Consider the following 23,430-nt stretch of genomic DNA (forward strand, 5'->3'; position numbering starts at 1 on the left):
GCTTGCCCAGCTTCTGTGGCGAGGGAGCTTGCTCCCGCTGGGCTGCGCAGCAGCCCCAAAATGCCTGCGAGCGCTTCGCACTCGAGCGGGAGCAAGCTCCCTCGCCACAAAGGCATACTCGCTGTCATCGAGCGTCCACGCGGGACACAAACGCCTCGTCCACCTTCGCCAAATCCTGCGCACCGAGGGTGCCGGCGTAGTAATGCAGCTTGGTCCAGGCCATGAGGTAGTCGTAGCGGGCCTGGGCCAGGTCGCGGCGGGTGGTGTAGAGCTGCTGCTCGGCGTTGAGCGCGTCGAGGTTGACCCGCTCGCCGCCAAGAATGCTTAGCCGGGTCGAGACCACCAGCGCTTCGGCGGAGCTCAGGGCTTTCTGGTAGGCCCGCAGTTTGTTCACCCCCGACACGCAGGCGCTGAACTGCCGGCGCAGCTCGATCAGCGTCTCGCGGGTCTTGGCCTCCAGCTCATATTCGGCTTGTTCCATGTTGCGGCTGGCCTGGCGGGTCGACGCCGAGACCCCGCCGCCGGCATACAGCGGCACGCTGACTTCCAGGCCGATGGTGTTAGTGTCGTAGCGCTGGTTGTAGGTGTTGCCGCTTTCCGATTCGTTCTGGCGCATCGTCGCGTAGGCATTGACCTTGGGCAGGTGCCCGGCACGGTTGCGTTCCACCTCGAAGCGCGCCACGTCCACCGCCTGGCGCTGGGACGCCAGGCTGGGGTTATTGCTCACCGCCAGCTCATGCCAGGTGTCGAAACTGGCCGGTTGCAAGGCAAAGACCTGGAAGGTGTCGTGCAAGGGCGCCAGGTCGCCGATGTCCAGGGCCGGGACGCCAATCAACGAGCCGAGCTCACGCAAGGCGGCATCCTGCTCGTCCCGGGCCTCGATTTCCTCGGCGATTGCCAGTTCATAGCGCGCCTGCGCCTCAAGGATGTCGGTGCGGGTGCCTTCGCCCTGGCGAAACAGCTGTTCGTTCTGCTGGAACTGTTGCTCGAACGCCTTTTTCTTGGCCTGGGCGATGTCGATCTGGTCCTGGGCGAACAAGGCCTGGGTGTACTGGCTCAGTACCCGCACCAACAGCGCCTGGCTCTTTTCCCGAAAGCTTTCGTCGGCGAACAGCGCCTGGGCCACGCCCTTTCGGTAAGCCGCGTACGCCTCATAGTCCAGCAAGGGTTGCTGCAGCGTCAGGCTGGAGCCGTAGCTGCTGTAGTTGCGATCGTCGTGTTGACTGGCACCACGGTCATTGAGGTACGTGACCTTGGATTGGTTGCGACCCTTGTTGTAGCTGTAACCCAAATGCGGCAACAGCCCGGCACGGCCAATAGCGCGGTTCTCCAGGCCCGCATCGCGCTCCTTGATCGCGCCCAGGTAGACCGGGTCATTGCGCAAGGCCTGCTCGTAGAACTCGAACGGCCCCATGGCCCAGGCGTTGTTGCCCACGGAAAAGGCCAGCAAGGCCATCCAATAAAAACGCTTCATACCGCCGGACATCCTTATTCTTCGGTCAACGCAGAGCCGGCTCGGTCGAGCAGCGGTTTGAACAGGTAGTTGAGCAACGAGCGCTCGCCAGTGCGCACGAACATCTCAGCCGGCATGCCGGGCTTGATCACCAGGCCGTTGAGCTTGTCCATGGCCACGTCGCTGACGCTGCTGCGCAGCACGTAATATGGCGCGCCGGTTTTTTCATCGAGCATCTGGTCCGCGGAAATCAGGCTGACTTCCCCCGGCACTCGCGGCGTGCGGTTCTGGTTGAAGGCGGTAAACAGGATGTCCACCGGTAAATGCGGGCCGACCTTGTCAATCAGGTGCACCGGCAGGTGCCCTTCCACCTCCAGCCGCGTGCCCTGGGGCACGATTTCCAGCAAGGTGTCGCCCTGGCGCACCACAGCGCCTTCGGTGTGCACCCCCAGGTTCACGGCGATGCCATCGGCGGTGGCGAGGATTTCGCTGTGTTGCAACTCGAACCCGGCGGATTTCAGCTGCTGTTGCAGGGTTTCGCTCTTGAGTTGGGCGTCGGCCAACTGGCTGCGCACTTCTTTCTGGTATTCCTCGTTGTGCTGCTGCAGCTTCAGCCGCGACTCGACGATCCCCTGCTCCACCCGCCCGCTTTCGCCGCTGTTCTGTGCCAGTTCCTGCTGCACTTGCGACAACTGGCGCTGATAGTCCAGCAGGCGGTTGCGCGGAATGTAGCCGTTGTCGGCCAAGGGTTGCAGGTTGCCCAGTTGCAGGCGCAGGGATTCGGCTTGGGCCGTCAAGTCGCTGCGGGCCCGGCGCATGCCCGCCAGTTGCGCCGTGGCGCCCTCGATGCTGGCGCGCAACGCCGCCTGTTCCCGGGCGAACGCTTCACGGCGACTGCTGAACAGTTGCCGCTGGCCTTCGAGCACCAGGGCCAGGCGTGGATCGGGATCGTGGCTCAGTTCGGTCGGGAAACTCACCTGCAACAGGTTGTCCCGCTCGCTTTGCCAGCGCGCCAGGCTGGCCCAGGTCATCCGGTACTGCGCCTGCAGCGATTGCACATCGGCGGCGGCCTGGGTCTGGTCCAGGCGGAACAGCGGCTGGCCCTGCTGCACTGCTTCGCCTTCGCGCACCAGGATCCGGTTGACCACTCCGCTGCTCATCGATTGCACGGCCTTGCGCTTGCCTGAAACCACCACGGTGCCTTGTACGGGAATCCCTTGGTCCAACGGCGCCAGGCTGGCCCAGGTGAAAAAACTGCCCGCACCCACGAGCGCCAGTGCCCAGCCCATGCGGGTGAAGAAACGGGCGTCGCGCTCCGGGCGCCCAAGGTTCTGAGAATGCTCGAGGTTCATGTCGCGGTCCTGGTTCATACGCCACCCGGCTTGCTGGTGGATGGGTACTGGCGACTCATGCTCAGCCCATTCGGGGCACTCTGGGTGCTGTTGGGCGGTGATTGGCGCGGTGAATCCGCCTGGCCGGACAACGCCCGCAGCACTTGCTGGCTCGGACCGAAGGCTTGTAGCCGGCCGTCATCGAGCACCAGTAGCTTGTCGGCCTGGGCCAGTGCCGAGGAGCGATGGGTGACCAGCACGACGCTGGTGCCTTGGGCCTTCATCTGCGCAATGGCATTGGCGAGCGCCGCTTCACCCACCGTGTCGAGGTTGGAGTTGGGCTCGTCGAGCACCACCAGGCTCGGCCGGTCGTACATCGCCCGCGCCAGGGCGACCCGTTGCTTCTGCCCGCCGGACAAACCACCGCCGTCCTCCCCCAGCACCGTGTCGTAGCCCTGGGGCAGGCGCAGGATCAGTTCATGGACCCCGGCCTGTTGCGCGGCAGCGACGACTTTCTGCGGATCGGCTTGGCGAAACCGGGCGATGTTCTCGGCGATGCTGCCGCTGAACAGCTCGATGTCCTGGGGCAGATAGCCGATGTGCGGGCCGAGTTGCTCGCGATTCCAGCGATGGATGTCAGCCCCGTCGAGGCGCACCGTCCCGGCGAGGGTTGGCCACACGCCGACCAAGACCCGGGCCAGGGTCGACTTGCCGGAACCGGACGCCCCCAGCACGCCGAGCACCTCCCCGGCGGCCAGGCTGAAACTGACCTGCTGCAACGTCGCGTTGCGTTGCCCCGGCGGCCCTGCGCTCACTTGCTCGAAGCTCACCTGGCCCTTGGGCGCTGGCAGCGTCATGCCGTCATCCTGGGGCGCAAACGCCTGCAACAGCGCATCGAGACGGCGATAAGCCAGCTTGGCGCCGCTCCACTGCTTCCACACGGCAATCAACTGGTCGATGGGGCCCAGCACCCGTCCCATCAGGATCGAGCCGGCAATCATCATCCCGGCGGTCATGTCACCCTTGATCACCAGCAGCGCGCCCAGGCCCAGCACCAAGGATTGCAGGCACAGGCGCAGGGTCTTGCTCAGCGAACTGATCACCGCGCCGGTGTCGCTGGCCTGGTTTTGCAGGCCGAGAAAGCGTGAATGCACGGCGAACCAGCGGCTGCGCAGCGCTCCGAGCATGCCCATGGCCTGGATCGTCTCGGCGTTATGCAAGTGGCTGGTGGCCAATTGGCTGGACTGTTGCGAGTAGACGCTGGCCTGCCCCAAGGCTTTTTTGGTCATGGCCTCGTTCAGGCACGCCAAGCCGATCAACAGCAGCGTACCGACGGAAGCGAACACGCCGAGCCACACGTTGAACAGATAGATGACCAGCAAGTAAATGGGAAACCACGGCGCGTCGAAGAAGGCAAACAACGCCGGCCCGGTAAGAAATTGACGAATATGCGTAAGGTCGCCCAAGGATTGCCCGGCGTTACCTTCACCCTGGCGCAGATTGCGCTCGAACGCGGCCCGGTACACCTGGAGGTTGAAGCGCCGTTCCAACTGGCTGCCGATGCGGATGACCACGAAGCTACGGACCATTTCCAGCAGCCCGATGAACACGAAGAAACCCACCACCATCAGCGACAGCATCACCAGGGTGGTTTCGTTCTGGGATGACAGCCCGCGGTCATACACTTGCAGCATATAAATCGAAGGCGCGAGCATCAGGACGTTAATCAGCGCGGTAAAACAACCGACACTGATCAGAATGTTTTTATAGTCGCCCAGCGCTTTAAACAGCGGCACTGCGGCAGCGCTCCTTGCCCTATTCATGATCTTCCTTGCTGTTGGCTTTGCCGGTGAACCGGCCGTTAGTTCAACTTACCAATCTTTAAATGTTCGTTCAGTGCACACCGACATCCACACCCGTACAAATTCGTTAATCCGCTTTCTGAGACTTATTTCGTTCAAGCCTAAGTATCAAACCGGACTTCAAGGTCATCTGGTAATGATGTTCCCGGCGCAGCCCCAAGTGAGTCCTGGAGTCTTGCCTGCCAATCAGGGATAGACCGTCGGGTTCGGTGAACCAACGAACCGGTTCATCTCCCAGCCAGTGCCCAAGGCACTCGGTTTGGCCACCGAGGGTCTGGTCCGCCTTGAGTTCGACCAGACAGGTGTTGGACGGTTTGTCCTGCATTGCCTGGCTTTGCGTGGTGTCCTGCGGGCTCGACAAAACGGCCTGCCACTGACCGGCCAACTGCGAGGGTTCTGCTAACAACAGGCTGCGCGCCATGGCGACTTCTCCACAAAACATCATCAGCGTAGCGAGCAACCCGGCGGTCGCCTGAACACTACAGGGCATGAACTTTCTACGCATTTCTTCGATCCTGGCCGGGGTTCTGTAGGAGCTGTCGAGCGAAGCGAGGCTGCGATCTTTCCCTTACTCCTTGAGTCTCAAGCGAAAAGATCGCAGCCTTCGGCAGCTCCTACAGGAGGACCGGCATTACGCCACGATATCCGAGGCCGCCGCCTGGCCAACGGTACTGACCAGGAAGTCAGCCACGCCGTGCCCGGTGAAGTCCACCGACAGCAGGCTGTTGCCACCCGATGTCGACAGCACCGCATCCCCCGCCGCACCGGTGAAGGCGCTGACGAAATGCAGGCCCGCGCCCTTGGTGATACCGGTCAGGTCGATCTTGTCCAGGCCACTGACGAAATCGAGAATCTGGTCGGTTGCTCCCGGCCGCGAATCGGAACTGGCAGCGAACACGAAGGTGTCCGAACCCGAGCCGCCCCAGAGCTTGTCCGCACCACCGGCGCCCCAAAGGATATCGTTGCCGGCGCTGCCCTTGAGCTCGTTGGCCACCGCGTTGCCGATCAGTAGATCGCTGCCCGAGCCACCGATGGCATTCTCGATGGTTGCGCCTTGGGCGATGGACACGTTGCCAACCATGCCGCCAACATCGGAGAACGAGGCGTCATTGAGATTGATTTTCTGGTTTTGGGTAAAGCCAGAGAAATCCAGGGTGTCACGGCCGCCCGCATCCCATACCGAAAACACGACTTTGTCCGACGACGAAGACGCACTGAGGAAATCGCGACCGGTGTTGGAGTTGAAACCGTAGGTCGAATCGCCGGTACGGGTCGTGGTGTTGGCACCGTAGAGTTTCTGGATGGCCGCGATGTCATCCATCAGCGGACCCGAGGCGTAGGCTTCGACGCCGCCCTTGCTGAAGTTCTGGTCGGTATTGCTTTCGCTCCAGTAGCTCATGAGGCTGTAGCCACGGGTGTCCTGGCCATAGGTGGCGTCATCGTAGGTCGGGCTGCCTTCGCCGGCGTTGTAGTCACCTGGGTGGGCCAGGCCGAGGGTATGACCGATTTCGTGGGTCAGGGTCTGGCGGCCGTAGTTGTTCAGGTCCGGGTTCTTGTTCTGGGTATAGCTGCTGTTGATCAGGTACCAGGACGTGCCGTCATAGCCGGCGCCAGTCCCCGGCAGATAAGCGAACGCCGCGGCGCCATCCTGGCCGCCGCTGTAGTTACCGAAGGTCATGTGACCGTCGCCACCGCTGGCCTTTTCGGTGAAGGTGACATTGGCCACGTCCGCCCAGGATTGCATGGCCAGGGCGGCCTGGCCCTTCTGCTGGGCGCTGAACTGGCTGAAGCCACTGATCCCATGCTTGTTCATGGTGCTGGACGAGGCTGACGTCAGGAAGGTATAGGTCAGCTCGATCTTGCCGCTGCCGTCCCGGTCCTGGTAAGCCGCGCCGTCGCGCAGCAACTGGGTGGCCGCCTCGTCGACGGAGTACGACGGTTTGCCGTTGACGGTCAGGTTACCGCCGCGGTCGTATTGATGACTGAAACTATTGATCTGGTTGAACGCATTACTGGGAGCGGCCAGTTGCGGCGCCCAGAGCAGTTGCTCGGCAGAATCGATAGCGCTGTTTTTGACTTTCGACATAAACACACTTCCTTGTTTGCAAATGGAACAGTTTTAGTCAGACAGACGATCTCTGGCGAGATCGTCCTATCACTCGCCCAATGAGGACGTAAGAAACCTGACACAATTGGAAATCAAACGTCCAGCCATTTTTTTCGTTCAATTTCACGCCCTGCCCCTTAACACCCCTAAATAATAGACTTCGGCCTCGCTAGTCTCCGTGTGCCACTGCCGAAACTGCGGATTGTCGGACAAAACCATATTTAAATATTAAATAGCGATAACTAGCTGTTTGCGAACGACATCGCACTTTTCACAACTAAGTGCCAGCGAAGTGCTATTAATTAATACCTACTAAGCCATCTCAAGGTTTACGTGCACACACTTCCCGCAGACAGCCCCGAAGCCAGCGATGCACCGGGTCGGCGTCCATTCGCGGATGCCAGAGCATGGCGATCGTGAATTCCGGCACCGGAAACGGCAGCGTAAAACTGTGCAGGCCGATCCGCAGGCTGGTGGTGTAGCGCTCAGGCACGCTGGCAATCAAGTCGCTGGACCGAGCCAGCCCCAACGCCGAGGAAAAACCTGGCACGCTGGTGACGATTTCCCGGGACAGGCCCAACGCTGCCAGGGCCTGGTCGATGAGGCCATGATCCAAACCGCGCATCGAGACCCCGATATGCCCGCCCGCTGCATAACCGGTAGCGCTCATCGCCGCCTGGCTCAACGGGTGTCCGGCACGCGTCACCCCGATCAGGCGGTCGCTGAACAACGCCTGGGTTCGCAGTTCCGGGCTGGTGTCCTTGTCCACTACGGCCGTTTCCAGGTCCACGGTGCCTTCGCGAAGCGCTGTGCTGTCCCGGTCGGTCTTTTCCACGAAACGCAGCCGCACGCCGGGCGCTTGTTCGTGAATGCGGGCGATCAGGTCGATGGCGAAGTTTTCCACGAAGCCCTCACGGGTGCGCAGCGTGAAAGTCCGGTTCAAGCGCCCAAGGTCCGGGATCGTCACTGGGCGCAGCACCGCCTGGGCCTGTTGCACCAAGAGACTGACCTGTTCGCGCAGTTCCAGCGCCCGGGGTGTCGGCACCAGCCCTCGCCCGGCCCGTACCAACAGCGGATCTCCAGTGGTTTCACGCAACCGCGCCAATGCCCGGCTCATGGCCGACGGGCTGAGCCGCAGCCGCCGGGCGGCCCGGGCCACGCTGCCTTCGCAGAGCAGTACATCGAGGGTGACAAGCAGGTTTAGGTCAGGCGAAGACATGGCGCAATCTCGAATTGGATATAAGGCGCTTTGTGCAGCTATAAGCTGCAAACGCTGCGTCTTCCGCCATGTTATGCCCAGCGGTAACGTTGTGACAGCGCCGTATTGAGCGCGCGGAGACAGGTGACACGATGAAACCCATCAACACGCAACCAAACCAGCCGGCAACCGCCCCCGCGAGCCAGTCCTTTTCACCTCGCTGGGCCTTGGCGAGTCTTGCGCTCTCGACGCTGCTGGCCTCCCTCGGCGCCAGCGTGGCCGCAGTGGCGTTGCCGACACTGGCCCAGGCCCTCGATGCCTCTTTCCAGCAGGTCCAATGGGTGGTGCTCGCCTATCTGCTCGCCATGACCACGCTGATCGTCAGCGTCGGCCGCCTGGGCGACCTGATGGGCCGGCGCAAACTGCTCTTGGCCGGCATCGCCTTGTTCACCTTGGCCTCGCTGCTTTGCGGCCTGGCGCCTTCGCTTTGGTTGCTGATTGCAGGTCGGGCACTGCAAGGCCTGGGGGCCGCCATCATGATGACCCTGACCTTGGCCCTGGTTGGCGAAACGGTCACCCAGGAAAAAACCGGCAGTGCCATGGGCCTGCTGGCCACGCTGTCGGCGGTGGGCACGGCCCTGGGTCCCTCCGTCGGCGGCCTGCTGATCAGCGGGTTCGGCTGGCAGGCCTTGTTTCTGGTCAACCTCCCCCTTGGCCTGTTGACCTTAGGGCTGGCCTGGTACGCGCTGCCGGTGCGGCAGGTGCCGCCAAAGGCCGGAACGGCCCGCTTCGACATCATCGGCACCGTGTTGTTGGCGTTGACGCTCGCCGCCTATGCCTTGGCCATGACCTCGGGGCGCGGGACCTTTGGCGAGTCGAATATTGCGCTGCTGCTGGTCGCGCTCGTGGGCGGCGGATTGTTCATTCGGGCCCAATCCCGGGCCGTGTCGCCGCTGATTCCGCTGACTTTATTTCGCGACAGGTCATTGGTCTCGGGCCTGGCGACGAGCGCCCTGGTCGCGACCATCATGATGGCAACGCTGCTAGTCGGGCCTTTTTACCTGTCCATCGCCCTCGGGCTGCCGGCGGCCCTCGTCGGGCTCGTGCTGGCGGCTGGGCCATGCGTCGCGGCGCTGGCCGGAGTGCCTGCGGGACGCCTGGCTGATCGGTTCGGCGTGCAACCCATGCGGCTCACCGGCCTGGCGACCATGGTCCTCGGTTGCCTGATGCTGTCATTGGTACCCCCTGCCCTTGGCATCGCCGGCTACCTCCCGGCCATCGTGGTCACGACCCTGGGCTACGCGTTTTTCCAGACGGCCAACAACACGGCGGTCATGGCCGATGTGGCGGCCCAAAGGCGGGGCGTCGTCGCGGGGCTGCTCAACCTGTCGCGCAACCTGGGTTTCTTCACCGGAGCCTCGGTACTCGGTGCGGTGTTTGCCGCCGCAGCGGCGACGAATGACATCACCCGTGCCAGCCGCGAGGCGGTGACGAACGGTCTGCACACGACCTTCGCCGTTGCCCTGGGAATGGCGATCCTGGCCCTGATCATCGCCCTGAAATACCGCGTGCCAGAGCGGTTGGGCGAACCTGAGGAGACCCCCGGTCAAGCGTGATGGCATTCTGAGCATTGCCGTTTAAGTCGTGATCCAGATCAAAAAAAGTGAACCAATCGCAAAACGGACTGAAAAAATCCACATGAGCTTCATTTTCAGGTGCTATTTTTAGTTCTCACTGGTAGAGCCAAGATGGCTCTTCCTTCCTGACATGAGCAAAAGGAAGCGCTCGATTGAAGAAGGCGGGCAACACATGAATAAAGGATCTTTCAGCAAGGTTACGTTCCCCAACGCTTGCCAGTTGATGCGCTGGCACTTCCATCCCATGGGATTCGAAGCGAGCATGGATGCGCCGGGCAGCATGGTTGCCCGGTTGTTTGATCGTGCCAGCGGCGAGACGATGATCGCCATTGCAGGGATCCCCTGTGCGACGGTGATGAATGCGCCGGATGTGGAGCGAATAATCGAGGCGGTCGAGGCCGAGCTGGAAGCCTTTGTGCCACCGGTTGGGTTGCGACGGTTTGCTTCCTGATCGGTTGGTTCTTTTTAATGCTGGATAAGCGGCGCCTCCCTTTTTGGGAAGGCGCCGTTTTTTTGAGGTACATAACCGTTGCTGCGGTAACGGCGGCTTATGGTTCCGCTTTACAGCGGGTCACTATTGCAAGGCGGCCTGAGAGCCGACCTGGCTCTTCAGGACGTACACCCATCGGATCTGTAGGGCAAAGCTTGCTCGCGATAGCGGTGGCTCAGTCAATGAAGAGGTTGGATGGGCTGGCCTCTTCGCGAGCAGGCTCGCTCCCACAGGTGATCTGGGTATTCATGAGTTTTGTGTTCATCGCCCGGCCCTTTGTGGGAGCGAGCCTGCTCGCGATTGCAGTGGTGCAGCACACATAAATGCCAGCCCCGACCGCTTTTGCTTTGCTTTGCTTTGCTTTGCTTTGGATCTTGATTTTGATCTGGGCGCCCCGTTAAACCACGCTGGCCGAACGCAGGCATTGCGCAGTGGGCATCCCGGCATGGATGCCGGGATAGCCGCGCTGGGCCATGGATGGCCCTTCGCGGCGGCCCACGGAGCAATGCCGGAGTGAGGGCACACCGAGCCTAGGCGAGGCACCGAGTGGTGGGGCACAGCGTTTTTGGTTACTTTTGGCTGGTCCGGCTCCCGGCTCTTCCAAAAGTGACCCGCTGTAAAAGCGGAACCATAAGCCGCCGTTACCTAAATAACGGATATACACACCACTCTCATATCCCAGCACGGAAGCCTCAACCCTTACGAACACGCCGATGGTCAACAAAAAAAGGCTTATCCGCAGCAACACGATCCGAAGCCTTAGGCCCATTGGCCGCCTGCCCATCCTGCCCATCGACATACCAGTAGCAATGCTGCACCGCACGAGTAATCCCCACATACGCCAAACGCAAGATTTCATCTTTTTGCGCTGTGTCGTAAGGCTCGGCATCCCCGTCCTGCCCCAGCCCAGCCATTCGATAAACCTGATTTTTGTAGGGCGAACTGCTCAAGTGCTGACAGTCACCCAACAAGAACACCGCATCAGCCTGGAGCCCCTTGGCACTGTGGTAAGTCATCTGCCTGAGCCGCCGAGCATCGTAAGGCAAGCTAGAATCCACATTAACTACTGACTGAATATTCTTTTCTATCAATAGCTTGTCGCTACTTTTTCGATACAACATCAAGATGGAGTCACCCTTGCGATAATGCTCCTCCAATCGCAGGGCCAGGCCTTCATCGTCTCGATCCAGCACATTGACCGGACTCAGCGAACGAGGCATGCCGCTGGCCTTGGCCTTTTTACCAGGGATCGCCGCAGCGGCGCGCACGATGTGCTCGGCCGCGTCAATGATGTGCTGATGGCTGCGGTAGTTGTCGGTAAGCATGACCCGAGTTGTCGCGGGTGACGGGAACTGCTTGCTGAACGCCATGAAATAGCTCGGCGAACTGCCGCGCCAGCCATAGATCGATTGCCAATCGTCCCCGACACACAGCAAGGAAGAGCGCTGGGCGCCGCGCCCCACATGCAGCGCTGGGCCACGGCTACGGACCTCGCGGAGACTGGCGCGAAGCCAGGAGACGATCTGCGGCGACACGTCCTGGAATTCGTCGATCATCAGATGCGAAAGCGGCCTGAGCAAGGCATCACCCAGCAACTTGAAGTTTTCCGGCGAATGTTCGCTGAACAACGCAAACATGCGGTTGTAGGTCATGACTGGTGGCGATTGATCGAGTAAATGGTCTTCGAATGCCCGCCAATAGCGACTCAACGCCTCGAAAAAATACCGATCAGGGTCATCTTGGGCGAAGGACATCCGGCCCACGGCATCTGGGACGTCAAGCCCCAGGTTCTCGATAAAGCCTGCCGCCGCGACAAAACAGTCCAGCAATGGTGCCGAACCCAGCTCGCCCTTGACCTTATAGTCGAACCCGGGCCCGGCGCTGGCATCGCCGGCCATTGTGGCCACCACACGCTTTGATGCCTCATAACTTTCCAACCAGATCAGTGGCTTACGGCAGAAAGCTTGAAACAAGGTACGCTTTACCGCCCACTCCGCGCGGATACTCAACTTGGCGCCCGGACGACTGAGCCGCGCGTCTTCCCGCGGATCGAAGCCCAGCATCACCCAGGCATCGAGTGACGGTGCGTAGCCGTGACAATGGAATCGAGAACCGTTGATTTCAAAAGTCTGTCGCTTTGGCTCGATCCCCTTGATTGGCCAGGCACCGGCGCGAAACCACAGGTCTTCGACGGCGTCGCACAATTCTTCGTCGCGCTGGGCCGCCAGCTCGGTGACGGCCACCCGTTTTTGCACATCCGGGTGATCGCGCTCCAGTTCCTTGAGCTGCAGGGCATGGCGGGACAACGGCTGGATCAGCTCACGGAAACGCCCGTCCCGCTGGTAAAGGCTGTAATAGCAGGCGTTGAGTTGCTGGCGCTGGACGTCATTGACGCGCAGGTCAAAAGGATTGTCTTGGGCGTCGTCCGCTTCGGCGCGATGACTCAGGGTCTCGAAGGCCTGGAGGCGCTCGAACCCAGGCAAGCTGCGCACCATGGGCAAGATACGCGAATGGAAGGTCCGCACCAGATCGCGAGCTTCCTTGAGGCTGACAGTTCGCCCCCACAGGCCGAACACTTCGATCAGCTTTCGAATGAAATCCTTGCGCGACTCCCGGGTAAACGTCACCACAGTCATCGAATCCAGTTCGAAGCCCAAGTAGTGGGACAGCAGCACGATACGCAGCACCAGGGTCGTGGACTTGCCCGCACCCGCCCCGGCGACCACCGACGTGGACGGTGTGTCGCTGAAAATCATCTTCCATTGCGCGACACTGGGTTGTGCATGCGCCGGCAGCAATCGAGCAACGTCCGCTTTGATGCGTTTCTTCAACTCGGCGGTCAGTGGCAGACGCCAGTCGTCGAACAACAAATCATCCACCTGGGGTGCCGGGTGCTCCGTGCTACGCGAATCGCGGATCAACAGCACCTGACGGCCCTCTTCGAGCCCTTCGGCCCTGCCTTCCTTATAGCCATAGTCGAAACCGGCGGTATGGCCGCTGCGAAAGCCATCGGCCTGGCCGTGCAACCAGGACGCCCGGTGCTGGGCACGCAGGCGCGTCAGGCCATGGCCGAAGAATCGAGCGGCCAGGCGCTTGAGCAACGGCATCTGGGCCAGGGGTAACAGCTCGGGGGGAAGATCGGGAGTGTGTTGCGACACGTGGGACTCCGGTGTCCAAGAACCATGACGGCTATGGTGTCTGTATTTGCCGCCAGGTTCCACCCAAAAGCTTTTAAGTCATGGGTTTAGGCGATGAAGTGAAAGTTGGCTCGCGATTTTATATCTAAATAAACGATAGGATTGAAACGTTTTTTACGCTTTTTATCGATGCTTTCCTTGGCAAAAATAGCGTCATCAACCCTCGCTTTCGCTCTTCAGCGAAAAGGACACAAACATGCTCGAACTCAGGCCCTTCGCCACCTTGGGTGCCGCCAACCACGGCTGGTTGGATGCCCACCACCATTTTTCGTTCGCCGAGTACTACGACCCGCAACGCATGCATTGGGGCAATCTGCGCGTCTGGAACGATGATGTCATTGCCCCCGGCAGTGGTTTTCCTCAACATCCGCACCGGGACATGGAAATCATCACCTATGTTCGCGAAGGCGCCATCAGTCATCAGGACAACCTGGGCAACAAGGGCCGTACGGAGGCTGGCGACGTACAGGTCATGAGCGCGGGCACGGGAATTGCCCACAGCGAGTACAACCTGGAATCGACGGCCACGCGCATTTTCCAGATATGGATCATTCCCAACGAAGAAGGCCTGGCACCGTCATGGGGCGCCAAACCGTTTCCCAAGGACTCGCGCGAAGGCTTCGTGACCCTGGCCAGCGGCAAGGCCGGCGATGATCAGAGCCTGCGCATTCGCGCCAACGCGCGGTTGGTCGCGGCCAACCTCAAGGCGGGTGAAAGTGCGGAGTATCGGCTGGACGCCGGGCGACGAGCTTATCTTGTGCCAGCCACAGGATCGATAGAAATCAATGGATTACGCGCACAAGCTCGAGACGGTGTTGCGATTGAAGCTGAACAGGTATTGCGAGTGACCGCGATCGAAGACAGCGAAATCGTGCTCGTAGACCTGGCTTGATCCCTGCGCTGTCCTGCTGCTCTTGTGGCGAGGGAGCTTGCTCCCGCTGGGCCGGTCCGACGCCTCGGGCGCAGCGGCCCCGCTTTTTTTGGCGGTCGCTGCGCAACCGAGCGGGAGCAAGCTCCCTCGCCACACGTTCACATCACAGGCATCACTTGCACAGGCGTTACTTGCTAGTGATAGCCCCATCCACCAACGTTTGTGCCTCAGCCACCAACTGCTTGAGGTGCGTATCGCCAATGAAGCTTTCAGCGTAGATCTTGTAGATATCTTCAGTACCGGACGGACGCGCCGCGAACCAGCCGTTTTCGGTCATGACCTTCAGGCCGCCGATGGCCTGGTCATTGCCCGGCGCGTGGCTGAGGATGCTCTGGATCTTCTCCCCAGCCAGTTCGGTAGACGTCACCTGGTCCGGCGACAGCTTGCTCAGCAGCGCCTTCTGCTGCGGGTTGGCCTTGGCATCGACGCGAACCGAGAACGGTTCGCCCAGCGCGTCGGTCAAGGCGCGGTAGGCCTGGCTCGGATCGCGACCGGTGCGGGCCGTCATCTCCGCCGCCAGCAACGCCGGAATCAGGCCGTCCTTGTCGGTACTCCAAACGCCGCCATCCTTGCGCAGGAACGAAGCACCGGCACTTTCTTCACCGCCAAAGCCCAGGGAGCCATCGAACAGGCCATCGGCAAACCATTTGAAGCCCACCGGCACTTCATAGAGACGGCGCCCCAGGCGCTTGGCGACGCGATCGATCAGGCCGCTGCTGACCACCGTCTTGCCCACGCCAGCATCGGCGCGCCATTGCGGGCGATTCTGGAACAGATAGTCGATCGACACTGCCAGGTAATTGTTCGGCGCCAACAGACCGCCGGACGGCGTCACGATGCCATGGCGGTCATGGTCCGGGTCGCAGGCGAAGGCCACGTCGAAACGCTCCTTCAGGCCAATCAACCCTTGCATGGCATGGCTGGAGGATGGGTCCATGCGGATCTGCCCGTCCCAGTCGACGGTCATGAAACGAAAGGTGGAATCCACGTGGGTATTCACCACCTCAAGGTCCAAGCGGTAATGCTCGGCAATGGCTGGCCAGTAGCGTACGCCCGCGCCACCCAACGGGTCGACGCCCAGGTGCAGCCCGGCAGTGCGGATGGCATCGAAATCGATGACATTGATCAGGTCCGCCACGTAAGTGTTGACGTAGTCATGGCGGTGGGTGGTATCGGCCTTCAGGGCCTGCTCGTAACTGACGCGCTTGACGCCGGCGAGCTGGTTGGCCAGCAGTTCGTTGGCCTTGGCTTCGATCCACTTGGTGATGTGGGTATCGGCCGGGCCACCGTTAGTAGGGTTGTACTTGTAGCCACCGCTTTGCGGCGGGTTGTGGGACGGCGTGATGACGATACCGTCCGCCAGGCCCGACGTGCGGCCACGGTTGTAGCAGAGAATGGCGTGGGAAACCGCTGGCGTCGGGGTGTATTCATCCCCCTCGGCGATCATGACGGTCACACCGTTGGCCGCGAACACTTCCAATGCGCTGGCGCCCGCCGGGGTCGACAGCGCGTGAGTGTCGATACCGACGAACAACGGTCCGTTGATCCCCTGGGCTTCGCGGTACAGGCAGATCGCCTGGCTGATTGCCAATACATGCCACTCGTTGAAGCCCAGGTCAAAGGAGCTGCCGCGGTGGCCGGAGGTGCCGAACGCCACGCGCTGGGTTGCAACCGAGGCATCGGGTCGGCCGGTGTAGTAGGCCGTCACCAGTCGCGGGATATCGATCAACAACTCTGCCGGTGCCGGCTTGCCCGCAAATGGACTGACTGTCATGCAAAACCTCTGAGTGGAATGGCTCGGGAAATGGGGTGCAGTTTACTGACAGTTCGACCATGGCGCGATGGGTTCGATCCATCGCCGCCGATTACGATTGCTCGAGCCTCAAGGCGTCGGTCAACGCGCAGAGTGCCGCGTCCAGGTCCTGTGGCCCATTGAGCGCATGGGTCAGGCGCATATGTTGCCCATACAGGCCATAAAGGCTGAACAGTTCTCCGGGCGCGATGACGATTCGCTGGGCCAGGAGCCGACCAAACACCCGCCGCAAGTCGACCCTTCGCGTCGAGCGCATCCAGATCGTCGCGCCACCTTGAGGTTCCACCCATTGCAAGCTATCCCCCAGCCGCTCGCGCAGCAGTTGTGTGGTCGAAACCGCACTTTCGCGCAGCAGGCGCCGCAACACCAGCAAATGCTGGTCAATCCGACCGTTGCTGTACAGCCGGGCGATGGCCTTCTGGCGAATCGGCGACAGGCGAAACGCACGGAGCAGGAAATGTCGCTGCAGTTGCAGGGTCAACTGGCGCGACAACACGTAGCCGTACGGCGCCTCTGGGCCGATGGTCTTCTCGAAGGTGGAATAGACGATCAGCCGGTCCGGGTCGAGCAAGTCCCGAAAAGGCGTCGCCCCGGCCTCGAACGCCAAGTCTGTATGGCTGTCGTTCTCCAGCACCCACGTGCCGTGCCGTTCCAGCAACTGCGCGATGGCACGACGGTTTTCCTCGGGAACGAACGACCCCGTTGGCATGTTCAGGACCGACGACAACATCACCAGACGTACCGTTTCGCTTTCCAACAGTTGTTCCAACTGCTCGATATCGATTTCCCCGCCGGCCAGCAGTGGCAACTCGATGAGGTTGATGTCAGCGGCCTGGAGCAGGCGCAACACGACCCAATCACAAGGCGATTCGATCAACACGGTGGCGCCCCGAAGTGCCAGTACGCCAATCAGGATCTCCAGGACACCCCGCAGGTCGGCACCGATGTAGACGTCATCGGCGTTCCAGCAACGGGCCGGCGAAGACGTGTAGCGGGCCGCCAGCGCGGTGCGCAGTTCCAGCTCGCCCCAGGGTTGCGAAGGCATCTGCGAGGAACGTGGATACTGGCGCAGCAGCTCGCGCTCGAGCAACAACATCGGACTGTCCAATGGCTGCATCGACGCTGGCTCATCCGCGCTGAGCACCAGCATGCCTGGCCGTCGGGCGTTGACATACAAGGTTTCGAGTAGATCGCCACCGCCGTCCAGGGTAGTCGTGCTGGGTGCCGGCAGTGCGTAATAACCGGACTTGGCGATCGAATAGACCCGCCCTTCCTTCTCCAGTAATGAATACGCGTACTGAATGGTGGATATCGACACATTCAGACGCTCGGCCAATTGCCGCAACGAGGGCAGGCGCACCCGCGCATTGACCTCCAGTTCGTTGATCAGCGTGGTCAGGTAGCGATAAACCGCCTGGTAGGCGAAGTCTGTCTCCCGGCAACCTTTCATCGGATCACGCCAGGAGAGCGGATTGCAGGCGGCCAGGTCGCAACGCCGGGCATCATGATCGGGCGGGAGGTAGACGACTCCATCAAACCGCGTTCCTCAGTGCCTTGCCGAGTGTTCGTGCGGCTCATCGGCGGCGTGCCCGGCTTCTGCCGTGTCGATGTCGTCGAGGACCTGTTGCAGATCGCCGCCCGGAACCGTTTCCGGTTGGTCCGGCGATGCCACGCTCGCTTGGTACAGTTTGCCAAGGACACCGACGGGCAGGCCACTGACGTCGACCATCCAATGTGCGATCTGATCGGCAACGGGCGCGCCCTGCATGGCCTTGTGCAGGTCCGGCAGTGCCACCAGCATGCCAGGGTGGCAACAACGCAGGAAATCTTCCAGGCCCGCGCCCTGCCCCACGAACGGGGCGAACACCATACACACCAGTTGCGTTTCGCTGAGCCCCAGGATCTTTTGCGCTTGGAGGGCGGCGAAGGCGCGGCGCTCGGGAATCGACGAAGGTAAGCCGAACAGCGCCCGAGCCTGCTCGCAGGCATGTTCCGGCAACTGCTTGCGATGCATGATCATGATCGCCCGCTGCACGTAGTCGCCGTACCCCGTTTCGTAGCTGCGCCCCTGCACGTAGCAAGCCTGCAGCCCATGCAAATGAGCCGACAGCAACGGGCTGAGGTATTCGTTTTCGCTCGTCGAGGGCATGAGGTGGTCGGTCCGTACCCGCAAGAATTCGTTGAACAGCGGCCAATTGGTACCTTCCTGGCGATCGACGATCAGGTCGTCGATGCCAATGTGGCTCATCCGCCGACAGGCCTCGTAATGCCCCTCGGGTTTCCATGCGCCAAGGCGCTCGGGACCGTAGAAATGTTCGTAGAGATCGTTGTTCAAGGTATCGAGGTGCGCAAAGAGACTGTCGAAACAGCCAATGTTGTCGATCGGCAAACCGATCTTGCGGGCCGCGCGGCGCAGGCCCGAAATAAACAGTTTTTGCTGGCGCGGCGTATCGCTGCTGACCATCGAATCCACGCCAGGCTCCCAGCGGGCCATGTGCCGATAGAACTCGGTCATCGCCAGGTAGCCTTCCCCCCCGATTTCAAGGGGGCTGTCGACCGAGCGAAGGTGCCCCAACGCCAGCAGATCCATGCGATTGGCCTCGTGCCCCGCCACCGACAAGGGCTGCCGGGGATTGAACGGCAACACCTCGCGGTTATCCGCCATCAGCAATTCGACCCGAGGATCGTCATAGACAAACAGCGCGCTGTAGCAGCGATGGATGTTCTCCAGCGTCGCCTGGGTGGTCTCGCTCAAGCGCGGCGTGGCGACGCGCAAAGCGAAGGTCACCGGATGCCGGCCCGCGATGCTGAGTTGCGCGGCCCGCAAAGCGGTCAGCACGTAAAAGCCCTCCCGGCTGCCGTTCTGGACCGTCAACACCCGATAATCGCCAATCCGGTCGATGCCTCCAGCGGCGACAATCAATCGCTGGATGAAAAGCTGCAACGCGGTCCGTTCGGCCCGCGAATAAAAACCCAACAAACGTTGCAGTATCTGTTGATACACGTGAGTCATTGCCTGCTCATGAATTGCACTCATAGCTATTTACCTGAAATTCAACTATCGGCGCCGCACCCGCACCAACGTGACCGCGCGACGTGTTGATCTGAATGGATCGTTCTAGTACTCAAAGAGTATTAGCAATACGCTCAAGCGGTGCTTGCCGTAATTATTTGATACATATGCAGAGAGTCACCCGACACTCCTTGGTTCCCCCGCCGCGGGCCGCGTAAATACGGGGCCTCGCCAAGCCAGGGGCATGTCCTAGGAGATTTCCGACAACGTCCCACAGATAATGAGTACGCGAAATAAGGAACTTGCCGAACTTGAATAGACCCTCTACCCCACCTTGTTTTCCCCAGGTTCGATAGATAGCCCCGCTCCAATAAACACTCATTGCACCTTGAATGTGCCTTGAAGGATGAAGGCCTTCGAAAAAGTTATACCGCACCACGACTTCTTCCTTGATATGGAAATCAAGCGTTCAATTATCAGGACTTAAATAATGATTAGAAGATACAGATTGAGGGCAAAAACCAGTTCAGATGTTGACCTTTCGGTTGTTTCGGTAACTGAGCGAACCGGGACAGGCCACAGATGGGTGCTGCAAGGCATGTACACACCGCCGCCAGCCAGCGGGTGCAGGGGGAAAGGAAAAACGGGGATCAAGCCGAAGGCGGCGCAAGAGCCCGGGCGATGACTCTTGCGCAAGACAGGTATCAGGCGGGGTCGACGACCTGAAGGGCAACGCGCTCGCGGCAAGGGCATTCGCCCATGTACCGGTGAGCTTCGACAAACTCGGAGAACGGGAAGACCCGCGTCTTGAGGGGCAACAGCACGCGATCGGCGGTCAGTTGATTGATATCACGCAATGCGCGTTGCAACGCCACCTGGTCCTGGAGGATGCCCAGTTCCGGTTTGCCGGTGAAATTGCCGATGCAGTGCACGAAGAACTGAATGTTCTTCTGGAACGCCGCGCACGCCGGGAACGGTGTCTGGTTGCCGCCCTGCAAGCCGTACAACACCAGGCTGCCACGGGGTGCCAGCACATCGCCCAACAGCGACATCTGCGGCCCGCCAAGGCCATCGAACACGACATCGACGCCACGATTGTCGGTGAGCTTGTTGATTTGCATCAGCAAGTCCTGCTCTTCGGTGACGATGACTTTCTCGGCACCCAGCGACAGCAGGTATTCACGTTCGTCAGCCGTCTTGGTCGCCGCAATCACCCGCACACCCAGGGCCTTGCCCAGTTGGACAAAGGACGGGCCGGCACAATGGCTGGCATCGGTGACCAGGGCGAATTGCCCCGGCTTGACCCGCGCCAGGTCCATGTAGGCGAAGTAGGCGATCAGCAGCGGCGTGTAATGCACGGCGGCTTCGATCGGGCTGAGCACGTCGGGATAACGGGTCAGAGCGGTGCGCGGCAGCACGATCACTTCGCCGTACACGGGATAATCATTCGGGCTCTCGGCCGGGAAACTGGCGACCTTATCGCCCACGGCCAAGTCATCGATGCCGTCGCCGACGGCCGTGACCACGCCGGCCATCTCATGGCCCAGGCCCGAAGGCAGGCGTGCCTGGGACGACGCCAGGTTCTGGCGCCACAAGGTGTCGTACCAACTGATGCCGATCGCTTCGACGCGGACCTGCACTTCTCCTGGCGCAGGAAGAGCCGCCGCATGCTCTTCGCATTTGAGCACCTCGGCACCACCAAACTTGTGAAAACGGATCGTGCGGGACATCGCAAACCTCGTCAAAGTAACCTCTAATGCCATGAACTCTATCCGGGCTTTGTAGCCAAGACCATCAGTGGCTATTAATAGTCGACATGCCTGTCATTGATTCCGCAGCAAGAAAACCGAATCAGTCCTGTAAGACTTATCCCTAAGAAAATGCATTTACCCGATGCAGAGTACCAGCCTTTCCCCGTAAGATTCATGCCGGCCATTGTTCCCATATGGCCGCCGACGTCAAGCTTGCTGAACCTGCCAGGACCCCAGATGAATCGTAATGACCTGCGGCGTGTCGACCTGAACCTGTTGATCGTGTTCGAAACACTGATGCATGAACGCAGCGTGACCCGCGCGGCCGAGAAGCTGTTTCTCGGCCAGCCGGCCATCAGCGCAGCGCTGTCGCGCCTGCGCAGCCTGTTCGATGACCCGCTGTTCGTGCGCACCGGCCGCAGCATGGAGCCTTCGGCCCGGGCGGTCGAGATCTTCGCCCTGCTCTCCCCAGCCCTGGACTCGATTTCCACGGCGGTGAGCCGCGCTGCGGAGTTCGACCCGGCCACCAGCACCTCGGTGTTTCGCATCGGCCTGTCGGACGACGCCGAATTCGCCCTGCTGCCGATGCTGCTCAAGCGCCTGCGGGCCGAAGCGCCAGGCATCGTGCTGGTGGTGCGGCGGGTCAACTACATTCTGATGCCGGGCTTGTTGGCCTCCGGTGAAATTTCCATCGGTGTCAGCTACACCGACGACCTGCCGGCCAACGCCAAGCGCAAGGTCTTGCGGCGCAGCATGCCCAAAGTGCTGCGGGCCGACACCGCGCCGGGACGACTGACCCTGGACGAATTCTGCGCCCGCCCCCACGCCCTGGTTTCCTTCGCAGGAGACTTGAGCGGTTTCATTGATGAGGAATTGGCGAAACTCGACCGCAAGCGCCATGTCGTATTGGCCGTGCCGCAGTTCAACGGCTTGAGCACGCTGCTGGCGGGTACCGACATCATCGCCACCGTGCCCGACTACACCGCCGACGCACTGACCGCCGCCGGTGGCGTACGCGCCGAAGACCCGCCCATACCGGTGCGCAGCTTCGAACTGCACATGGCCTGGCGCGGCTCCCAGGACAATGATCCGGGGGAACGCTGGTTGCGGTCGCGGATTCAGATGTTTTTTGGCGATCCCGATAGCCTGTAATAGAGTTCCACTTTACTCGCCCAGAATGTTCTTCAACGCAGCGGTATGGCCGGCCGGGTCGTTTACGCTGGACATCACTTCGATGATGGTGATCTTCTGATCGTTCATCGTCATCAACGAGGCCATCAGTAGTTGCAGGCCGTTGAAATCGTCGGTGCCGTCCAGGCGGTGCATCTTCAAGCCGTTCACCTGAAGGATCCTCTCGCTAATCATGCGAAAGTTGGGTGACGCGGCCTGCTGCTTTTCCTTCACGGTATCCACGGCAAGGCGAAACGCAGCGTCCGGGGTAGTGCCCGCAGTCGGCGCCGGACCTTCGGTAACAATGATGGCCCGCTCGCTTTTCGGATCGAAGTACATCGTGCCGCCGTTCTCGCTGTTCAAGATACGGGTCTCGACGCCGTTGAGCACGAACTTCAGCTTGCCGCCTGCCAGGGACACCGATTGCGTGTCCGATGCCGCCGTAGCGGTTTGTTCAGGCGAGGCAGCAACTGCCAGGGTGGTCGCGCCGCTCAAGACAGCAAGCACGCACAAGGAACGGGTCCAGCCCAACAGCAAATGCTTCGACATTCATAGCGCCTTTGTTTTCAGGCCGTCGAATACCGACGGCCTTTCGTGCGAACAGCCTAGCTTACTTGCCTGTTCACTTGCCCAGGATTATCTGTCGACTATTTAGCCCCAGCCCCTATCAGCGAACTCTCGATCTGGACGCCAGGCATCATTCGTTGCAAACCTTCGATCAGTTTGTCCCCCGCTTCCGTCAAGACTTCAAGCGGCATCGCCGGCAAACTTTCCAGAATGAACCACATGCACTTCGCATCCGCATCGAGACGGGTCCTGACACCTTGCCGCCAGTTCCAGCGACGGCAGGTCACGCCTTTGTCGTCGCGCCAGACCACTTCGCCGGCGTCTGGATACTCGACAGCAGGAACCCCTTCTTTCAGGGTGTCAAAGGGCTCGGTGCCATCGGCGACTACCAACCGTGGGGAGCCCACATAAGCTTCTATGTTTTCCCCGCCAACAGGGATGGCGTACTCAAGACTGATGGCGTTGTAGAGATCGACGATGGGATCCAGGCTAGGCAAGCTGCCGTCGCGCAACACCCGTTTACGCAACGCCTCGGCTGAACAAGGCGTGCGCTGCGGCTTGGCCCCAAACTTTCGGAATGTATCGGCCCACGCTGCCAAATGTGCTTCGCCCCAGCTTGGCCCACCCTCCCGCACTGCCTTGCAAGCCCGGTCCAGCGCGGCCTGAGCAACCTCAGGATGGGTCAGCGGCGCCGCTTGCACCACAATGCTCAGAGCCCTGAACCCCGGGACCAGCTCTGCAACGGCTCGATCGATTAACGGCAGGACGGACAGCATTAAAAACCTCCAGGAATCCAAATGTCATTTCATGCTATCCAGCGCCGACCAGAGAAGTCAATATAATGACCAGCATCACCCACTATAACGAATGGGTCGATTGACGGGCCTATCCGTATAGACCGAGAATCCCG

General features: G+C 60.8%; 17 protein-coding genes. 4 read left to right on the plus strand and 13 right to left on the minus strand.

All coding sequences use genetic code 11. The features are described 5' to 3' along the window. Positions 1-124: 124 nt before the first annotated feature. The 6 genes from HU767_RS02110 to HU767_RS02135 form a co-directional block, all read right to left on the minus strand. A complete protein-coding gene (locus tag HU767_RS02110; RefSeq protein WP_186728376.1) occupies positions 125-1,474 on the minus strand; it encodes a TolC family outer membrane protein in 1,350 nt (449 codons plus the stop codon). Positions 1,475-1,488: 14 nt separating this feature from the next. Beyond that, positions 1,489-2,823: an HlyD family type I secretion periplasmic adaptor subunit gene (locus HU767_RS02115; protein WP_186728377.1), complete on the minus strand. Its 1,335-nt coding sequence runs from the start codon at positions 2,821-2,823 to the stop codon at positions 1,489-1,491. Next, the gene (locus tag HU767_RS02120) at positions 2,820-4,607 is read right to left on the minus strand and encodes a type I secretion system permease/ATPase (protein ID WP_186706763.1); all 1,788 of its coding nucleotides are present in this window, start codon (positions 4,605-4,607) and stop codon (positions 2,820-2,822) included. Before HU767_RS02120 ends, HU767_RS02115 begins: the two co-directional genes overlap by 4 nt. 106 nt (positions 4,608-4,713) lie before the next feature. Continuing rightward, positions 4,714-5,136 (minus strand): AprI/Inh family metalloprotease inhibitor, encoded by a 423-nt coding sequence (locus HU767_RS02125; protein ID WP_186728402.1) that lies wholly within the window; start codon positions 5,134-5,136, stop codon positions 4,714-4,716. A 141-nt stretch (positions 5,137-5,277) separates the two neighbouring features. After that, the gene (locus tag HU767_RS02130; RefSeq protein WP_186728378.1) at positions 5,278-6,732 is read right to left on the minus strand and encodes a serralysin family metalloprotease; all 1,455 of its coding nucleotides are present in this window, start codon (positions 6,730-6,732) and stop codon (positions 5,278-5,280) included. 343 nt (positions 6,733-7,075) lie between these two features. Next, positions 7,076-7,972 (minus strand): LysR family transcriptional regulator, encoded by an 897-nt coding sequence (locus tag HU767_RS02135; protein ID WP_186706760.1) that lies wholly within the window; start codon positions 7,970-7,972, stop codon positions 7,076-7,078. 131 nt (positions 7,973-8,103) lie between these two features. On the opposite strand from HU767_RS02135, the gene HU767_RS02140 reads away from it, so the two are divergent. Beyond that, a complete protein-coding gene (locus HU767_RS02140; protein ID WP_186728379.1) occupies positions 8,104-9,567 on the plus strand; it encodes an MFS transporter in 1,464 nt (487 codons plus the stop codon). A gap of 193 nt (positions 9,568-9,760) precedes the next feature. Further along, positions 9,761-10,039 (plus strand): DUF1652 domain-containing protein, encoded by a 279-nt coding sequence (locus HU767_RS02145; protein ID WP_003201764.1) that lies wholly within the window; start codon positions 9,761-9,763, stop codon positions 10,037-10,039. A 731-nt stretch (positions 10,040-10,770) separates the two neighbouring features. On the opposite strand, the gene HU767_RS02150 is transcribed toward HU767_RS02145, so the two are convergent. Further along, complete coding sequence (locus HU767_RS02150; protein WP_186728380.1) at positions 10,771-13,236, minus strand: UvrD-helicase domain-containing protein; 2,466 nt, start codon at positions 13,234-13,236, stop codon at positions 10,771-10,773. Between the two features lie 235 nt (positions 13,237-13,471). Between HU767_RS02150 and HU767_RS02155 the strand changes: the two genes are divergently transcribed. Further along, a complete protein-coding gene (locus HU767_RS02155) occupies positions 13,472-14,167 on the plus strand; it encodes a pirin family protein (RefSeq protein ID WP_186706756.1) in 696 nt (231 codons plus the stop codon). 166 nt (positions 14,168-14,333) lie between these two features. Here HU767_RS02155 and pgm read toward each other — a convergent pair whose 3' ends face one another. The 4 genes from pgm to HU767_RS02175 form a co-directional block, all read right to left on the minus strand. After that, a complete protein-coding gene (pgm, locus tag HU767_RS02160) occupies positions 14,334-15,980 on the minus strand; it encodes a phosphoglucomutase (alpha-D-glucose-1,6-bisphosphate-dependent) (RefSeq protein ID WP_186728381.1) in 1,647 nt (548 codons plus the stop codon). Between the two features lie 91 nt (positions 15,981-16,071). Further along, complete coding sequence (locus HU767_RS02165; protein WP_186728382.1) at positions 16,072-17,469, minus strand: PLP-dependent aminotransferase family protein; 1,398 nt, start codon at positions 17,467-17,469, stop codon at positions 16,072-16,074. A gap of 96 nt (positions 17,470-17,565) precedes the next feature. After that, complete coding sequence (locus HU767_RS02170; protein ID WP_186728383.1) at positions 17,566-19,056, minus strand: hypothetical protein; 1,491 nt, start codon at positions 19,054-19,056, stop codon at positions 17,566-17,568. Between the two features lie 680 nt (positions 19,057-19,736). After that, complete coding sequence (locus tag HU767_RS02175; RefSeq protein WP_053119386.1) at positions 19,737-20,762, minus strand: zinc-dependent alcohol dehydrogenase family protein; 1,026 nt, start codon at positions 20,760-20,762, stop codon at positions 19,737-19,739. Positions 20,763-21,020: 258 nt separating this feature from the next. Here HU767_RS02175 and HU767_RS02180 point away from each other — a divergent pair, with 258 nt between their 5' ends. Then, a complete protein-coding gene (locus tag HU767_RS02180; protein WP_053187697.1) occupies positions 21,021-21,935 on the plus strand; it encodes a LysR family transcriptional regulator in 915 nt (304 codons plus the stop codon). A gap of 12 nt (positions 21,936-21,947) precedes the next feature. Here the strand turns inward: HU767_RS02180 and HU767_RS02185 are convergent, their stop codons facing one another. After that, complete coding sequence (locus HU767_RS02185) at positions 21,948-22,502, minus strand: hypothetical protein (protein ID WP_186728384.1); 555 nt, start codon at positions 22,500-22,502, stop codon at positions 21,948-21,950. Positions 22,503-22,600: 98 nt separating this feature from the next. Further along, positions 22,601-23,296 (minus strand): B3/4 domain-containing protein, encoded by a 696-nt coding sequence (locus HU767_RS02190; RefSeq protein ID WP_186728385.1) that lies wholly within the window; start codon positions 23,294-23,296, stop codon positions 22,601-22,603. Positions 23,297-23,430: the final 134 nt, after the last annotated feature.

Origin of the sequence: Pseudomonas sp. SWRI179, from assembly GCF_014268705.1 — a bacterium.
Classification (GTDB): domain Bacteria; phylum Pseudomonadota; class Gammaproteobacteria; order Pseudomonadales; family Pseudomonadaceae; genus Aquipseudomonas; species Aquipseudomonas zanjanensis.

Coding starts and splice junctions, on each gene's coding strand:
- HU767_RS02110 (WP_186728376.1), bottom strand. CDS start 1,474: ATGAAGCGTTTTTATTGGATGGCCTTGCTGGCCTTTTCCGTGGGCAAC.
- HU767_RS02115 (WP_186728377.1), bottom strand. CDS start 2,823: ATGAACCAGGACCGCGACATGAACCTCGAGCATTCTCAGAACCTTGGG.
- HU767_RS02120 (WP_186706763.1), bottom strand. CDS start 4,607: ATGAATAGGGCAAGGAGCGCTGCCGCAGTGCCGCTGTTTAAAGCGCTG.
- HU767_RS02125 (WP_186728402.1), bottom strand. CDS start 5,136: ATGCCCTGTAGTGTTCAGGCGACCGCCGGGTTGCTCGCTACGCTGATG.
- HU767_RS02130 (WP_186728378.1), bottom strand. CDS start 6,732: ATGTCGAAAGTCAAAAACAGCGCTATCGATTCTGCCGAGCAACTGCTC.
- HU767_RS02135 (WP_186706760.1), bottom strand. CDS start 7,972: ATGTCTTCGCCTGACCTAAACCTGCTTGTCACCCTCGATGTACTGCTC.
- HU767_RS02140 (WP_186728379.1), top strand. CDS start 8,104: ATGAAACCCATCAACACGCAACCAAACCAGCCGGCAACCGCCCCCGCG.
- HU767_RS02145 (WP_003201764.1), top strand. CDS start 9,761: ATGAATAAAGGATCTTTCAGCAAGGTTACGTTCCCCAACGCTTGCCAG.
- HU767_RS02155 (WP_186706756.1), top strand. CDS start 13,472: ATGCTCGAACTCAGGCCCTTCGCCACCTTGGGTGCCGCCAACCACGGC.
- pgm (WP_186728381.1), bottom strand. CDS start 15,980: ATGACAGTCAGTCCATTTGCGGGCAAGCCGGCACCGGCAGAGTTGTTG.
- HU767_RS02165 (WP_186728382.1), bottom strand. CDS start 17,469: ATGAAAGGTTGCCGGGAGACAGACTTCGCCTACCAGGCGGTTTATCGC.
- HU767_RS02170 (WP_186728383.1), bottom strand. CDS start 19,056: ATGAGTGCAATTCATGAGCAGGCAATGACTCACGTGTATCAACAGATA.
- HU767_RS02175 (WP_053119386.1), bottom strand. CDS start 20,762: ATGTCCCGCACGATCCGTTTTCACAAGTTTGGTGGTGCCGAGGTGCTC.
- HU767_RS02180 (WP_053187697.1), top strand. CDS start 21,021: ATGAATCGTAATGACCTGCGGCGTGTCGACCTGAACCTGTTGATCGTG.
- HU767_RS02185 (WP_186728384.1), bottom strand. CDS start 22,502: ATGTCGAAGCATTTGCTGTTGGGCTGGACCCGTTCCTTGTGCGTGCTT.
- HU767_RS02190 (WP_186728385.1), bottom strand. CDS start 23,296: ATGCTGTCCGTCCTGCCGTTAATCGATCGAGCCGTTGCAGAGCTGGTC.